16 protein-coding genes, 1 rRNA gene and 2 riboswitches are annotated in these 16,651 nt (G+C 37.8%); all 17 genes read right to left on the reverse strand.

All coding sequences use genetic code 11. The features are described from left to right. Positions 1-90: ribosomal RNA gene (locus tag J2S06_RS13620) — 16S ribosomal RNA — on the reverse strand; the annotation flags it as partial. Between the two features lie 787 nt (positions 91-877). Continuing rightward, entirely contained in the window at positions 878-1,750 is an 873-nt protein-coding gene (locus tag J2S06_RS13625) for a PHP domain-containing protein (RefSeq protein WP_419152660.1), read from the reverse strand. Positions 1,751-1,773: 23 nt separating this feature from the next. Further along, positions 1,774-2,625: a PhnE/PtxC family ABC transporter permease gene (locus J2S06_RS13630; RefSeq protein ID WP_044895489.1), complete on the reverse strand. Its 852-nt coding sequence runs from the start codon at positions 2,623-2,625 to the stop codon at positions 1,774-1,776. A gap of 64 nt (positions 2,626-2,689) precedes the next feature. After that, positions 2,690-3,475: a phosphonate ABC transporter, permease protein PhnE gene (phnE, locus tag J2S06_RS13635; protein ID WP_044895456.1), complete on the reverse strand. Its 786-nt coding sequence runs from the start codon at positions 3,473-3,475 to the stop codon at positions 2,690-2,692. A 14-nt stretch (positions 3,476-3,489) separates the two neighbouring features. Continuing rightward, a complete protein-coding gene (gene phnC / locus J2S06_RS13640; protein WP_044895457.1) occupies positions 3,490-4,254 on the reverse strand; it encodes a phosphonate ABC transporter ATP-binding protein in 765 nt (254 codons plus the stop codon). Positions 4,255-4,287: 33 nt separating this feature from the next. Beyond that, the gene (phnD, locus tag J2S06_RS13645) at positions 4,288-5,340 is read right to left on the reverse strand and encodes a phosphate/phosphite/phosphonate ABC transporter substrate-binding protein (RefSeq protein ID WP_419152644.1); all 1,053 of its coding nucleotides are present in this window, start codon (positions 5,338-5,340) and stop codon (positions 4,288-4,290) included. 121 nt (positions 5,341-5,461) lie between these two features. After that, complete coding sequence (gene phnL / locus J2S06_RS13650) at positions 5,462-6,178, reverse strand: phosphonate C-P lyase system protein PhnL (protein ID WP_419152645.1); 717 nt, start codon at positions 6,176-6,178, stop codon at positions 5,462-5,464. Positions 6,179-6,182: 4 nt separating this feature from the next. Continuing rightward, positions 6,183-6,806, reverse strand: a complete 624-nt coding sequence (locus J2S06_RS13655) for a DapH/DapD/GlmU-related protein (protein WP_044895460.1) — start codon at positions 6,804-6,806, stop codon at positions 6,183-6,185. 17 nt (positions 6,807-6,823) lie between these two features. Further along, entirely contained in the window at positions 6,824-8,002 is a 1,179-nt protein-coding gene (gene phnM / locus J2S06_RS13660) for a phosphonate metabolism protein PhnM (RefSeq protein ID WP_419152646.1), read from the reverse strand. A 38-nt stretch (positions 8,003-8,040) separates the two neighbouring features. After that, positions 8,041-8,886: an ATP-binding cassette domain-containing protein gene (locus tag J2S06_RS13665; RefSeq protein WP_419152647.1), complete on the reverse strand. Its 846-nt coding sequence runs from the start codon at positions 8,884-8,886 to the stop codon at positions 8,041-8,043. After that, the gene (locus J2S06_RS13670; RefSeq protein ID WP_419152648.1) at positions 8,879-9,742 is read right to left on the reverse strand and encodes an alpha-D-ribose 1-methylphosphonate 5-phosphate C-P-lyase PhnJ; all 864 of its coding nucleotides are present in this window, start codon (positions 9,740-9,742) and stop codon (positions 8,879-8,881) included. Before J2S06_RS13670 ends, J2S06_RS13665 begins: the two co-directional genes overlap by 8 nt. Positions 9,743-9,772: 30 nt before the next feature. Then, the gene (locus tag J2S06_RS13675; RefSeq protein WP_419152649.1) at positions 9,773-10,867 is read right to left on the reverse strand and encodes a carbon-phosphorus lyase complex subunit PhnI; all 1,095 of its coding nucleotides are present in this window, start codon (positions 10,865-10,867) and stop codon (positions 9,773-9,775) included. Next, the gene (gene phnH, locus J2S06_RS13680) at positions 10,848-11,465 is read right to left on the reverse strand and encodes a phosphonate C-P lyase system protein PhnH (protein WP_044895465.1); all 618 of its coding nucleotides are present in this window, start codon (positions 11,463-11,465) and stop codon (positions 10,848-10,850) included. The genes J2S06_RS13675 and phnH overlap by 20 nt, the downstream gene beginning before the upstream one ends. A 17-nt stretch (positions 11,466-11,482) precedes the next feature. Continuing rightward, complete coding sequence (phnG, locus tag J2S06_RS13685) at positions 11,483-11,905, reverse strand: phosphonate C-P lyase system protein PhnG (RefSeq protein ID WP_419152650.1); 423 nt, start codon at positions 11,903-11,905, stop codon at positions 11,483-11,485. Between the two features lie 178 nt (positions 11,906-12,083). Continuing rightward, positions 12,084-12,785 (reverse strand): GntR family transcriptional regulator, encoded by a 702-nt coding sequence (locus J2S06_RS13690; RefSeq protein ID WP_419152651.1) that lies wholly within the window; start codon positions 12,783-12,785, stop codon positions 12,084-12,086. Between the two features lie 190 nt (positions 12,786-12,975). Then, a complete protein-coding gene (locus tag J2S06_RS13695; protein ID WP_044895468.1) occupies positions 12,976-14,301 on the reverse strand; it encodes an NCS2 family permease in 1,326 nt (441 codons plus the stop codon). Positions 14,302-14,422: 121 nt separating this feature from the next. Then, positions 14,423-14,524, reverse strand: a riboswitch (purine riboswitch). Positions 14,525-14,613: 89 nt separating this feature from the next. Next, positions 14,614-16,134: a glutamine-hydrolyzing GMP synthase gene (guaA, locus tag J2S06_RS13700; protein WP_419152661.1), complete on the reverse strand. Its 1,521-nt coding sequence runs from the start codon at positions 16,132-16,134 to the stop codon at positions 14,614-14,616. Positions 16,135-16,252: 118 nt separating this feature from the next. Further along, positions 16,253-16,354, reverse strand: a riboswitch (purine riboswitch). Positions 16,355-16,651 lie beyond the last annotated feature (297 nt).

Raw genomic sequence — 16,651 nt, forward strand, 5'->3', positions numbered from 1 at the left:
GAGAGCAAGCTCTCCTTCCGTCCGCTCGACTTGCATGTATTAGGCACGCCGCCAGCGTTCGTCCTGAGCCAGGATCAAACTCTCCGAAAAAAGATGGAACTTGCACATGGAAGTGCTGACATCGACGTTGTCACAGGATGGGACGTCTTTAGTCGATGTTCCTTGCTCATTAAAAAGAATTAACGGAACGCTTCGTTTTGTTTAGTTTTCAAAGATCACCAATAGAGTTATTATGATATCTTATTCGATTAATAAAATCAATAACTTTTTTAAAAGTTTTCAAGAATTGTTTAATTCCAATTGCGACTTTATTAATTTAACATTTTGTTAATAACTTGTCAACAACTTTTTTAAACACTTCAAACAGAACGTTTAATAATATACCAGCATTATATATGGTTGTCAACTGCTTCGCTACTTCGTTTTTTAAAATAAACGAATACCTGATAATAAAATCCTAAAAAGACAAAGGAGGCCCTTCTTCAAAAAATAGGACTGTTTTCGTAAACTTGGACTTAAACACATGAATCACTGTCATTTGATGTAAGGGGTGCTGCTTCCGCAATCGGCGTACCACCCATTCCCTTCTGGAAACAACTTTGTAATAATTTTATCGCAACATTCATGAGAAAAAAGGCAAAAATAAAAAGAAAACCGTCTTTCTATTATCATGTCATTACTTCAATATTCACAGAAAGTGCGGTTTTCTTACTATATAAGGATAAAACAAAACTAGTAGATTTCAACGGACATCAAAACCCTTACTTCAATTAATTATTTCAATTTATCTGTAAATAATCATGGGTAAAATTTTTCTATATAACTCAACAGTCCGATATAAATACTATTAAATCTTACAGAAAGAACCGTCTCCGTTTTAAATATGAAGATTTTTATTCTTTCTTCCATGTAATCTTCTATATCGCTCTAATAGTTTTTCATATCGATCAATTCCAGCATTTTTGCTTCCTAATTCCGAATCCCCGTAAAAACCGTGAAAATCAGATCCGCCTGTTTCAATCAGATCGAATTTGTCCGCATAATATTTGGCAAGTTCCTCGTCCTCAGGTCTATGTAAAGGATGCACTACTTCAATACCATCTAAACCCATTTCCACCCACTCAGCAATTGCATCAAAATTATCAAACTGTTTCGGATGAGCTAGTACGGGTATACCTCCTGCTTCCCGTATCGCAAGTATCGCCTTTTTCACATCCACATACTGTAGAGGAATATGTGCGATTCCAGGCGAGACCCCTTCCCCGCCCTTTGAAAAAAGCTTCTTATAAAGATCACCGTATATTTTGTCAGTATATCCTTTATCTATCAAAGCGTGCATAATATGCTGCTTATACACACCTGTTCCACCTTCAGCGTATCGCTCTACTTCTTCCCAAGTAATTTTATAGCCTTCTTGGATAATTTTTTGCGTCATTTCATATGATACTTGATGCCGTTTTTTTAAAAGGGGGGCACAAAGTTTTTCAATCGCTTCATGTTCTGGCGTAACAAAAAAACCTAATATATGAGCTCTACGTTGTCTAATAAAGTCATAAGCTGATATTTCAATACCTGGTATAATGGTTACTCCTAGTTGTTCCCCGATATTTTGCGCTTCCTTTATTCCTTTCGTCGTATCATGGTCGGTAATCGCCAAATGAGTGATTCCTTTTTCTTTCGCAAGAAAGATTAATTCAAACAACGTTAACGTGCCGTCCGATATTTTGGAATGGCAATGCAAATCAATCATCACCGCTCAACTCCCCTAGATCCTTAATGATTTACACGCAAATTCAATTTCATTCTTGAAGAAATAACTTCTAAAACCATTGCTAATGCAAGTATGAAATAAGTAATAATCCCGATTTCCCTTAGATCAAAATAAAATCCGCTAGCCATAAACAAATCAAAACCAATACCGCCGGCACCAGCAGCTGCTCCCATCGCGACGGCAACGGAAAAATTGATCTCAAACCTTATAAACGTCCAGGAAATTAAATAAGTGATCGAAGAAGGAATGACTGCTTGAAAGACAATTTGCCACCAATTAGCTCCGCAACTTTTTAATGCTTCTATTACTCCTTCGTCTAATTCTTCGAATGATTCGGAGTAGGCTTTAATCAAATAACCGACAGAATGAAAAGTCATACCAATAACAGCAGCAACACTTCCAAGACCTGCAGCAATAGAAAAAATGAGCACCCATAATACTGTAGGAACTGCCCGAATAAATGCAACAAAAGCTCTAATTATATTGGAAACGTATTGATTCGATAAATTTTGTGCCGCTAACAATCCTAAAAAAAGCGCAATAATGGCACCGAATATTGTTGTTAAAAAAGCAAGCCCCAAGGTAATGAGAACTTGATAAATCGCATCTGTAATCGTTAAACGGGAAAAGCTAGCTTCTAAAAACATCGTTTTAAAGTTAAGAAATGTCTCTTTTAAACCAGTAAACAAACCCGTTTCCCCATAATCAAACATCGCAAATCCATAAACAGTGATCATCAATAATGCAACCAATGTTAGTCGAATGACAATCGACGCCTTCGTTAAAGGTTTGACTTTTATTTTATCTGTATACAATATATCCCCACTATCTTTTACCGTGCTTCGTGCTTTCATCAATCCTTCATTATTCATATCATCACCCTAATTCTCTGATAATAATTTGAAAAGGAAGTATTCGTTATAAAATGACCCTTCGAATCGAATTGGAAAGATACTCAATAACAAATACCGTTAACACAATGACGATGACTACTAAACTCGCTGCACTATAATTGGAGCTTTTATAATACAAGTCAAAAGAAAAACCAATTCCTGTTCCAGTTAGAATCCCGACTAAAGTAGCACTTCGGATATTCGTTTCAATCTCAAACAGTACCCAACTGATCATTTGAGGCAGACTAGATGGGATGACTGATTGAAAAATAATCGGAAAATATTGGGCACCCGTCGCTCGTAATGCCTCAACAGAACTATTGCTCACTTCATCAATCGTTTCCATGAATGAACGTGTCAAAAAACCAAAGGAGGCGAAAAAAAGAGCAAAAAATCCCGTTATGGAGCTTTGTCCAAAAGAAAAGAGCAATATCATCGCCCATGCAGCAACCGGAATATTACGGGAAATAGTAGCAATACCTCTGCTTATAGTACTTAATAGACCATTGATTTTTGTCGATTTCGATCCGCATAAGGCGAAAAACGTAGCAAAAATGGCGGCTATCGTAGTAGAAGAAATGGATATTAATACGGTTTCTAGTAATTTATCCAAAATATCTGGAAGCTTTTCCATCGCTTTTGCATCAGGAAAAAAATTGGAAAATGCCCATTGCACGGCTTTGGTGAAAGAAGTTAAACCTTTGACAATCTGAAACTCTGTTATATACATAGAAAGATACGTGAAAGCAATCAGCAATAAAAATATCAAGGAGAAATTTCTTCTTCTTTTTAAAAAGATATCTGCTTGCATATTTTTCACCTACATTAAAGAATCAGTTCCTTTACTTCAGATCCATAAATATTGTGTACGATCTCTTCTGTTATTTCTTTCGGTGAACCATCGTAAACTTTTCTGCCATTATTAATACCGATGATGCGATCAGAGTACTTTAAAGCGACATCGACTTGGTGCAAGTTTACAAGACAAGTAATTCCTAAAGTAGAGGAAATATTTTTTAAGTGGTCCATAATGATTTTTGCTGCATTTGGATCTAAGGAAGCAATTGGTTCATCGCACAATAACACTTTAGGATTTTGAATTAAAGCTCTGGCAATTCCGACACGCTGTTTTTGCCCGCCGCTTAACTGATCACACCGTTTATATACTTGATTCTCTAACCCCAATAATCCGAGAATATAAATGGCTTGTCTTTTTTCCTCTTCACTGTATAAACCTAATACTCCTGTCAATGTTGATTTATAGCCAAGCCTTCCGTGAAGAACATTTTCAATTACACTTAATCTATTGACTAGATTGTAATGTTGAAATACCATACCAATTTTTGTTCGCAACCTTCTTAATCCTTTTTTTCCTAAATTCAAAACGTTGACACCATCAAAAATGATTTCTCCACTACTTGCATCAATCATACGGTTGATACACCGGAGGAGGGTCGATTTCCCTGCCCCCGATGGACCAATGATTGAAACAAATTCTCCTTCATTCACAGCGAAGTTAATGTCATTAAGCGCCATTGTATTCGTTCCATAACGCTTTGAAACGTTATGGAGTTCTAATACGACATTCATCTAGTATCCCTCTCCAGCAGATTTTTTCTATCTTTAATTTGATAATTCCCGAATCGGATTAAACCATGAATCCTCTACTTCGACGAAACGTTCGTTGCCTTTTTTACTGAATAAACCAGTAAAATCAGAATCCTCCGGTACGAAAATCTTCGGATTGTTGGCAACTTCATCGGAAACAAAGGCTTCTAACAGCTTCTTGCGGTCTTCTTCTGACACGGTTTCCGTATTAACAACAAATGGAGCATTTAATACTGGTGTAACTGAAATTAGGACAAACTCCTTTTCTGGAACAGTATGAAAAGGCTCAGCTGCATCTTTTTTGACTTTATATACGGCTCCCGGTTTGTTTTCCTCTCCATCCACTAATTCAACATAATTGTTAACGCATGTGTCACAAAATGCTGCAACATCCACTTTTCCAGAAAGTAGGTTCACTGCAGAACCTTGGTGAGAGCCACCAAATTGCACTTCACTGAAAAACTTATCCTCTCCTCCTTCTAGCAGGTCGTCGGCAGTTAAATCTTTATATTCATTCTTTTTACTAAAGTAGGAAACAATCCCAGATGAAGGAACTTTAAAGCCAGAAGTGGAGCTATTAGAAACAAAGGAAAATTTCTTTCCAGCAATATTGTCAATGGAAAAGCCGTCTCCGCTTTTGTATTCTTCCTCATCACCTTTGTTTACCGCCAACCAGCTATAGTACAAAGCATCGTCTAACGTTCCAGATTCACCACTAGGAACAACAAGGGGCAGCACTTTTTCATTTTTGTTATGAGCTTCTATGTATCCTTGTGCTCCCATGAACGCCAAATCAGCATTTCCGTTTGCAATCGCCTCAATCGCAATAATGTAATCAGTTGTCGTTTTATGCTCTACCTTCTTTCCAGTTGCTTCCTCAATCACTTTCGAGATCTCTTCACGTGCTGCTTTCAAATCTTCACCTGATTCATTCGGATACCACGCGATCGTAATCGTATCGTCTCCTTTTGGTGAGGACTCCCCTTCCTGTCCTGTTGATTCTGAACAGCCAGATAGAATAATGGCAAAAATCAAGGTGAGACAAATAGACAATGCCCATTTTTTCATGTTTATACCCCTTTTCTTCCAAAATTGAATATTTTTCATGACTATAATTTGAATATATAAGATGACTGTAAAGTGACTGTTAAAAAAAATTATTGAATTATTAAAAAATGTTAATCTTTTGTTAAATGCTTCTTTTCCGAAAATTTACTAATTGACCTTCCTGCATCCGATATTCTACATCACATAAATTTTGCATGAACAAAGTATCATGAAAAATTCCCAGCATCGTCGTTCCTTCGTGAGAGAGCTGTTCCATCAGCTCCCTTACCTTTTCTTTTGATTCATCATCGAGACTTGCTGTCGGTTCATCCAAAAGCAATAGCTTTGGCCGTTTGACCATTGCTCGTGCAATGTTCAGACGGAGCTTCTCACCCCCTGAAAAAGTTGCAACATAACTATCCCATAATTCAGGATCTAGCTCGAAATGTGTCAATATTTTTTCTGTTTCTTCCTCCGCATAAGCTTCCTTATATCCCATTTCCACAATCGCTTGTTTAACCAACTCTCTTGCCGTGATCCGAGGCAGAGCATTTAAAAATTGTGATACATATCCGATTTCAAACTTTCGCAAATAGATTATTTCTCTTTCCGTCGCTTCTCGTAGATTGATAGGACCAAATTTTTCCGATTTGTACCAAATGTCTCCACCTTGAGGCAAGTAAGTACGATAAATGCACTTTAAAATGGTTGATTTTCCGCTTCCGCTCTTACCGGTAATGCCGACGAATTCACCTCCTTTTACAGAAAAACTAATATTTTCAATGGCATGAATTTCCTTATTGACGTTATGCAAGCGAAATGTTTTCGATAAATTCTCAACTTCAAGGATATTTTCCACTAGATCACCTACTTCCACCGTACTTATCTAGAAATGTTTCAATATTTGAAGACAAGTCTTCAATTCGGTTCTTTATCGTTTCATATGACCAGTCCCACCACCTGATTTCTTCTAACCTTTTAATCGTTTGATCATCAAATCGATACCGCAAGTGCTTTGCCGGTATTCCGATAACAATGGAATAAGGATCAACATTCTTCGTAACGATGGCACCGCTCCCTACTACAGCACCATTACCGACTTTTACTCCCGGCATGATAATGGCCCCATGGCCAATCCATGTGTCATGGCCGATGTATGTTTTTTGTTCAGTCCGCCATGCTAAAAATTTTTCATCATCCTTTTTATCGACTCCGTACATTTTTCTCCGATATGTAATATGATGTAAAGTCGGCCGCTCCATCGGATGAGCGGTTGGGCCAATTCGCACCATCGCAGCAATGTTGGAAAACTTTCCAACCTCCACATTTTGCAAAATACAAAACTGTCCCGTGTAGGAATAATCTCCAAGCTTCACATTTTCGAAATAATTGTGAGCTCCGACCTCCGTGTACTCTCCTAATTCCGTATTAAACATTTGACAATTTTCATGGATATAAGGCTGTTTAGATAACTTTTTCTCTACCATAGCAGCTTCCTTTCACCTTAAATTCTATAATTTGTTTTCAAGATTAAGCGTCCATCTACAAAACAAGATGTAATCACTGGAAAATCCAGCTCAATTTTTTCTATAATTAATAAATCTGCTTTTTTCCCTTCTTTAATAGAGCCTATTTGATCATCTAAGTTTACGGCTTTTGCTGGATTTAGGGTTACAAGCTTAAACATTTCTACTAAGTCGAGATGACACTCTTCCTTCATAATAAAAACAGCATGAAGCAATGATGGCGGATAATAATCACTGCATAAGATGTCAATGAATCCATGTCGAATCGCCTCTTGCGCAGATAAATTTCCGCTGTGGGAGCCTCCTAAGAGGACATTTGGTGCTCCAGCGACCGTCAGCATTCCTTTTTCTTTTGCGTTTTTAGCAATTTCTAATGTAATCGGAAATTCACTGATCGTTGCACCAAAGCTTTTTACTAGATCTAGTTTTTCTAAAGAGTCATCGTCATGAGAAGCGATAGCAATTCCTTTTTCCTTCGCTAACCGTGCAATTTCCTTTATTCCGTCAAGTGTTAGCTTTTCCTTTTGTTGATGCTTCGTAATCACTTGATCAATCTCTTCATCACTAATCTCCTGGTAGCCTTTTACAGTTTTTCTGTAAATCTCTAAGTCTCTGTATTGTCCTTGACCTGGAGTATGATCCATAAATGAAATTAAGTGCACTTTATTTTCAGCAATATAGGTTTTTAAGTTCTCTACTTCCTCGATGCTATCGATTTCAAAACGAGCATGAAACCGATGACGTACTAAATGCTTCGTTTGATGGGTTTGATAAATCATTTCGATAAATTTCCTGACATTTTCAGGTTCACGGATCGGTTTATGTGTAAATTCCGAGCTTTTATAAATGGAGAGTGAATGAAACATCGTTGTAATCCCATGAGAGATTAACTCTTTTTCCGCCTCGCGAAGACTTAAATGAAAATCCATTAACGACGTAGGTCTAGGCGCTGCCATGTGCTCAATATAATCGGAATGAAGATCGATAAATCCAGGGGCAACGTATCCGCCGGCTGCATCGATGACTTCCGTTCCCTCCGTCAAAACGATTTTTCCATTTCGATCAATATTTTTGATTTTATCTCCTTCAATGAGAAGATCATAGCCATCAAGAATGGCTTCTTCTGTTATAATTTTTCCGTTTGTAATTAGATACACTTTATTTCCTCCATTCCCAAAATATCCTAAAAAACTAATTATAATAATGAATGGACGAGCTGCTGTGTATAGGAATGCTGTGGATCTTCCAAAATTTGATCGGTTAACCCTTGTTCGATGACTTTCCCTTCTAGCATCACTAAAGTTCGGTCGGCAAGCATTCTAATGACACCTAAATCGTGAGAAACAACAATCATGCTGATATGTAGTTCGCGCTTTAAATTCCGAATTAAATCTAATACATTTGCTTGAACAGACAAATCAAGACCAGTAGTCACTTCATCAAGAAGAAGAATCGGCGGATTATTAGACAATGCTTTGGCGATTTGAACTCTTTGCTGCATCCCCCCCGAAAATTTTTGCGGTTCTTCCTTCATCCGAAATACTGGAATGTTTACTTCCTCAAGTAATGTTTGTCCTCTTCGCATCATCTGCTCGACATTTCTGTTTCCTGCTGCAATGAGTTTTTCTGCAATATTGCCGATTGAGGAAAAATTCATGCGTAAACCGAGAATCGGATTTTGATAAACTTTCCCCATAAGGTGATTGCGAATATACCTTTTTTGTTGAGAGGACTCTTTTAAAACGTTTGTTTTCCCATCTCGATAAAATCGGATGTAAGCTTCGCCGCTTGTTGCCTCTTGATCAAAATAAAGCATCCTCATTAATGTTGATTTGCCGCTCCCGCTTTCACCAACAATGCCTAAAACCTCTCCAGGATACAGATCGAATGAAATATCCCGACAAGCATAAACTGTGCCGCAGACAGGACAAAAATTTTTCACCAAAACGGCGGAATCCGCCTTTCCGCATTGGCTGCATCCATGTCCGAAATGTTTGTTTAACTTTTTGACCGATAATACTGGATTGCTTACATCATCCATGTTGAACACCTCTTGATTCTGTTTGCTCATTTAATCTTGATAAACAATAGCTCGTATCATTACATTGGTAATAGGTTTCACCCGTTTTTTCATCTATTAATTCATCCAAATACACTCCAGTAGCTCCACAAAGACTGCAGCATTGATCATCAAAGCTCTCCACTTCAAAAGGATAATCGTCAAATGCAAGTGAAACGACATTCGTGTATGGAGGTATAGCATATATCTTCTTTTCACGACCTGCTCCAAGCAATATCAATGCCTTAGAATGATTCATTTTCGGATTATCAAACCTTGGGATTGGACTTGGTGCCATCACGTATCTATTTTCTACCATTACGGGATGATCAAAATCCGATGCCATATGCCCATATTTCATAATTTGTTCAAATAGCATCAACCAAGCGCCGCTGTATTCCTTTTCTGCATGGAGCTGCTTCGTTCGATATTCGCTCGGTTCATAGTTACGCAATGGTTCAGGCAGAGGCACCTGTAATACAAGAATTTGACCTTCCATAAGAGGAATTTCTGGAATGCGATGTCTTGATTGAATAATCGTAGCTTCTGTTGTCTCCTCCGTCGTTTTAATGCCTGTCGTTTTCATCACTAGCTTTTTAATGTTTACCGCATTAACAGACTCATCTGACCCTTGATCAATGACTTTTAAAACATCATCCTTTCCAATTAAAGAGAGCGTTAACTGCAGACCCCCTGTTCCCCAACCACGTGCAATCGGCATTTCCCTTGAAGCAAATGGCACCTGATAACCTGGAATGGCAATGGCTTTCAAAGTAGATCTGCGAATTTCCCGTTTTGAACCTTCATCAAAAAAAGCAAAACGATACGCAATATCCATAGTTCCTCTCCTTTTATATTTGTTTGTTGTTTATTTTTTTGTTTTACGGATCACGTCAAGCTTTGATTGGAATGTGACATAGTGAGGCAACTTCAAATGAGAAATAAATCCTGTAGATTCAACCGAATCAATGTGATATAGGACAAATTCTTCATCACCTGTAGGATAATCTTTGTTTCCTTTTTCAAGACTATTGTCTAAAATTCCCATCGCAATCGCTTTCGTTTCATTTTGGCCAAAGCAAAGACCATAGCCAATTTCAAACTCGATTTCCTTTTTTCCGTTCGCTTTTTCAACCGTTATGGGAATTAACATTTCGACTTCCGTTGCTTTAATTTCACCGATATAATAGGCATCGTCTTCCTCATTCGATGATTGGATCGGGCTATCAATGTAAACTGGCAAATAACCAACACGCAATTCTCCTACCGTCGGGTGAAGACTCCCATATCCACGGATTACGGCATACGCTAACGATGTGACAGCACCTGTCTGACCTCTCGTTAAAACTTGGAGACGTTGACTGCGAGTAGTAGGAAATGTCAGGCTTTTTCTCGTCACATCATCTGGCTGGCGATCATCCGTTGTACATTCTGAAAACAAACCTTCTTTTCTTAAGTAATCACTTACCTTTGGTAATTTACCAATACTAGTTTCATCTTCTTCATCAATCGGTTCTTGTTCATAGTTCGAAAGCCAATGAATGGCATCCTCGTCTGTTTCCTCCATGAGAGAAAAATCGAGTAAACGGTGGGTATAATCCGTTGCAGCCCCTAATATTTGACCGCCTGGAATGTCTTTAAAACTAGCAGAAATCCTTCTCTCAACATTCATCTCTTTCGTATAAACGGTTTTTGAATAATGCTTTCGAGGTAAAGTGGAGCGATAAGCTCGAAGCAAAAAAACGGCTTCTTCAGGATTGCCTTCCGCTTGTTTAATGGCTAGTGCTGCAAGAGTTTCGTCATATAAACTGCCCTCTGACATCACTTGGTCAATCAGTCCCCGCATCCCAGCAATAATTTGTTTAAGGTCAAGGACGATTCCCTTTTTTAACCGCTCATATTTTAGTCGTTTGATCGACTCCTCAATGGCAAGTGTACCGCCTTTAACTGCCACATACCCCATCAAGACTCCCCCCTTCGATTGAAATTTGCGTCGTTCTAGGTAAACATAATAGGTTGTGGCTTTTATCCACAAAGATTAAATCAACTCCCATTGGATATTCAGCGTTTTTTTGCTCCCTAATCTCTACCCAATTCCCTTTTATCGAAATTTTTGCATAATTTTCCCCCTCAATCCCCGGTCCTGTTAACACATATTGATTTCCATTCCTAATTTCATCTGTTTCAATGATGACTGTTGCGGATTCATGGGGATCTAGTAAACTTCCTATTTTCGCTTGTTTAAACGTTTGTTCAAACATACTTTGAGATACATCTTGTAGCACAAAAACGAAATCAGCTTTTTCCACTTCATCTGTTTTCGAATAGGTTAGTTGGTTCATCCACCGGGTTATCTCTTCCTCCCTATTGGAGATGACTTTAAAAGTCACTTCTGTATCTAAAAGCATCATGGCTAAAACAAGGGTCGATGAAAAACAGCCAGCCTCAAGATCTACTTTGTCCGCTTCATCTTTTAAATTTGTAATGAATCCTGGCTTAGACATGGAATCAACAACTTTTCGATAAGCGCTTTGAATATCATGAATAAAATCTAATTTCATCCACTCTCTGCTCCTTTTTAAACATCCATCGTTTCAAAATTTACTTTTGTCTTTAAGACTTTTCTAAAGGATTTTTTCCTTCTCTCATTGATTCTCGCTTCTTCGGCCAACAAAGCTTCCTTCCATTTATCTGTTTCTTGTAACTGTGCATGATAAGCTGCGTCAATCACCGCCAAATAGTATGTTAAATCTGGATCATAGCCTTTTAATATGCCAATCCCGATATGCCCGTTAATTTCCACCTTACATTCCGTTACGTAAACTTCCCCTAAGTAGAACAAACTGTTCTTAGCTGTTTCTCGAACTTTTACCATCACTAAACCGTCGTTCGGTTCTTCAATTGTTGTCACTACATATTTGCCTAATATTTCTCGTGCTAATGTGACAGCAACGTTTCGATCTCCGTTGATTAAAATTTCCGTTCTTCTTTTTCTTTTCATCCTCACCCCTCCTCAATTGATGAACTGTTTCACTGCTTTAAGCATAGCTTGTTGCCAAGTCGATAAACTTTAAAAAATAGTTAATTCCGTTAATTTTTTGTAAATCTTTTTTTAAGGCTTTGTTAACATGCATAAAAAAAAGAGATTCCTTAACCGAATCTCTCCATGAAATCATTATTCAAATAACAAAGTTAAAACAATCACTTCGATAGAAAATTTCTGTATGTTCTAGTACAGTTCCAGTTTTTTGATCGATACATCCTGTTTCCAATACTAAAAGCGGGATTAAACATGGACATTCTAGTATTTCCCATTCAAACTTTGTCGGAAATATAACCTTTAATAAGCTTGACTTCGACGCAAATTCAGTAAAACCGTTCTTTTGATAATATTCAAACATAGACGTGATTTTCTTGCCATATGAATCAATATCATCAAATACGGATTTGGCCACATAAGAAACATGTAAGGCAATCGGTCGATCATTTACGAGACGCAGCCGGCCAATTTTAAATACTCTATCCGTTTCCTCCACACTGAGGGAATGATAAATACCTTGATGATAGTCGATTTCCTCACAAAAAATGTTTTTCGAACGAAATGGATACCCAAGTCCAAGCATTTTTTTAGTAAAGCTCTCATTTCCGGAAAGAACGAGGGGAATTTGCATTTGTCTGTCCTTGACATAGCTGCCCTTTCCTTGCTGCGAATATATGTAGCCCATTTCCTGCAGCCTTTCATACACTTTGCGGACAGTCATTCTAGGAACCTTAAACTGATCGGCAAGTTCATTCTCAGACGGTAATTTATCATTCGCATCATACCGACCAGAATGAATATCAGAAAGTAGCTTGTCCAAGATTTTCATTTCTTCCGTCATATTCATTCTCCCCCGCTCTGGATAGGTTTTGATCAAAAGCTAAAAAACCCGGAGATATTTAAGATGAAATCGAATCATTGTCAACCTGATTTTAGCAATATTTTTCCAACCATTCAATATACACGGGATGACCTCTCACAAATAGGTGGTAAATAAAAAATTGGCAAGCCTATTAGACTTGCCAATTTGATTACCCTGCCAAGAAAATAAAGTAAAGAATAAAGATCACAAATAACCCATACATAACCGGATGAATTTCTTTCCCTCTACCTTTCATCAGCATAGTAATTGGGTAAAAAATGAAACCGATGGCAATACCAGTTGCAATGCTATATGTTAATGGCATTGAAATAATGGTTAAAAATGCAGGAACAGCAATTTCGAATTTGTTCCATGGAATCTGTCCAAGAGATGATACCATTAAAATTCCGACTATGATTAAGGCTGGTGCAGTTACTGAAGCTGTAATAACTCCTAATAACGGTGAAAAGAGTAACGATAATAAAAACAATCCAGCTGTAACGACTGAAGCAAATCCTGTACGAGCACCTGCAGCTACCCCTGCTGATGATTCAATATAAGATGTTGTTGTAGAAGTACCTAAAATCGCTCCAACAACCGTCGCTATGGAGTCTGATAATAAAGCTTTACCCGCTCTTGGCAATTGATTATTTTTTAACAGTCCTGCTTGATTGGCAACCGCCACTAATGTTCCTGCTGTATCAAAGAAATCAACAAATAAAAACGTTAAAATGACAACAAGCATTTGAATCGTAAAGATTTGATCCAAGTTTTCAAAGGCCGCACCAAAAGTCGGAGCAAGACTTGGAATTTCGCCAACAATTTGTTTTGGCATGTCAATCAATCCAAAAATAATTCCAACAATAGATGTAATAAGCATTCCATAGAAGATACCGCCATTCACGCCACGGACCATTAAAATAACGGTTACAATGACACCAAAAATGGCAAGTAATGTCTCTGGGTTTCGTAAATCGCCTAAACCAACTAAAACTGCATCATTGTTGACAATAATACCTGCATTTTGAAACCCAATGAACGTAATGAATAAACCAATACCTGCTCCAACTGCATATTTAAGCTCCGCTGGAATCGAATTAATAATTTTTTCTCGAACTCCTGTTAAAGTTAAAAGAATAAAGATTAGACCTGAAACGAATACACCTGATAAAGCTGTTTGCCAAGGAATGTTAAAGGTTAAAATGACCGTAAACGCAAAGAAAGCATTTAACCCCATCCCCGGTGCCAACGCAATTGGATACCTTGCTAATAAGCCCATAATAAGAGAACCAATGGCAGCAGCAAGAGCAGTTGCTGTAAAGACAGCTCCTTGATCCATTCTCATTTCTGCTGGTAAATCAGGGATTGCACCAAGCGATAATGTAAATGGATTCACAAATAAAATATAGGCCATGGAAAGAAATGTCGTTAATCCCCCAATAAATTCACGACGATAAGAAGTTCCTAGCTCCTCAAATTGAAAGTATTTTTTCACCTTTTAAGCCCTCCTAAAGTTTCTTAAAAAAATAAAGCGCACCGTAAAACGGTACGCTTGACAATAGAGATTTTTAATACGCTAAAAATAGCTGAAGGGTAAACGAATCCCTTCAACATATATGCGATATTAAATACCTCGTAGTCAAGCTATTTACGGTAGCTTGGTAGAAACTCTCGGGCCATATCCCCGAAATTATACGACGTATTTGTTTCACATATTCAATTATCGACTTAATCATATCAATTAATAAATATAGAGTCAACAAAAATCACGAACATTTTTTAAAGTTATATTTCTTTCGTTCGTGTTTTACTCCCATTCAATGGTAGCTGGTGGTTTACTTGTAATATCATATACCACTCGATTGACGTGAGGAACCTCATTAACAATACGTGTTGAAATGACTTCAAGCACTTCCCATGGGATGCGGGCCCAATCAGAAGTCATACCATCAATGGACGTCACCGCACGAATTCCAATCGTATGATCATATGTGCGAGCATCCCCCATAACACCAACGCTGCGAATATCCGGCAGCACGGTAAAGTACTGCCAAATATCACGGTCAAGGCCTGCTTTTTTGATTTCTTCACGTAAAATAGCATCTGACTCGCGAACGATCTCTAACTTTTCTTCTGTTACTTCACCTAATACACGAATACCAAGTCCTGGTCCAGGGAACGGTTGACGCCATACAATTTCATCTGGAATCCCTAATTCTGTTCCAAGAGCACGAACCTCGTCTTTAAATAATGTATTTAACGGTTCAATTAATTTGAATTTCATGTCTTCTGGCAAGCCACCAACATTATGGTGTGACTTAATCGTTTGTGCTGTTTGCGTTCCACTTTCAATGATGTCTGTATATAAAGTACCTTGTGCTAAAAATTCAATACCTTCAAGTTTTGCCGCCTCGTCATCGAACACATAAATAAATTCATTCCCGATAATTTTTCGTTTTTGCTCTGGATCTGTGACCCCTTTTAACTTACTTAAAAAGCGTTCTTTTGCGTCAATTTTAATGACGTTCATGTTAAAGCCTTCACTGAACGTTTTCATAACACTTTCCGCTTCACCTTTACGTAATAAACCATGGTCTACAAAAATACAGGTGAGCTGATCGCCGATGGCTTTATGGATTAATACCGCAACGACAGAGGAATCCACTCCACCGCTTAACGCACATAAAACTTTTTTATCTCCCACTGTTTCACGGATTTTTTGAATTTGCATTTCAATGAAGTTTTCCATAGACCATGATTCAGTGCAGCCACAAATTGTAAATACAAAGTTTTTTAATATATCATTTCCATATTCAGAATGACGCACCTCCGGATGGAACTGCACTCCATAAATGCAACGTTCATCGTTGCTAATAGCCGCATAAGGACAAGATGGACTCGTCGCATCCACTTTAAATCCTTCAGGAATTTCAGCAACTAAATCACCGTGGCTCATCCAAACAACTTGTTCTGTTGGAAGGCTTTTGAATAGCGATGAGCCTTCTTTTACTTGAATGGTTGCTTTTCCGTATTCACGATGTTTAGCATCCTCTACTTTTCCTCCTAAAAGATGAGTTGTTAGCTGCATTCCGTAGCAAATTCCTAAAACAGGTATACCTAACTCAAATATCCCTTCATCACAACGAAAAGCCTTTTCATCATAAACGCTGTTTGGTCCGCCAGATAAAATAATCCCTTTTGGATTCATTTTTTTAATTTCTTCAACTGTTAAAGTATGCGGATGAAGCTCACTATAAACTCCAAATTCGCGAATTCGTCTCGTAATAAGCTGGTTGTACTGGCTTCCAAAGTCCAATACTAAAATCATTTCTTGAATGCTATTCAAAATGGTCACCTCATTTATTTTCCATAAAATGATTGACTTTAAAAAATTTTTCAAAATAAATAAAAAAATTCTGCAAAAAGGCAGAATTCCCATCGAAAAGATATAGATGTTCTGCCTTCATAGTCGGATTATTTACGGTAATCCGGTAGAGACTCTCGAACCATATTATCGAGGATATACGAAGGTATAGCTAGCTTATGAATTTTAAATAATCATAACAAGCGAAAGGATGTTGGTCAATATGAAGCTTTTTTAATTAAATTTTCCCACAATTCCACCGATTTAAGCCACTGATCTTTAGCATTACTGCGGCGATATAAAGCTTCTTCATAATGTTTTGTTAAAATAGACATTTCCGTTGTTTGCAATGATTCATCAACATATTTTGCATACTGGCGTGCCCGCTGGCGTTCTTGTTCGAGGGATGTGGCAGAAAAGCTTGTGTTCAGCCATACGATTCTGTATATTTAAGTAAAATAATGGATAATCAACACTTGTG

The organism is Bacillus alveayuensis, assembly GCA_030812955.1.
GTDB classification, from domain to species: domain Bacteria; phylum Bacillota; class Bacilli; order Bacillales; family Aeribacillaceae; genus Bacillus_CB; species Bacillus_CB alveayuensis.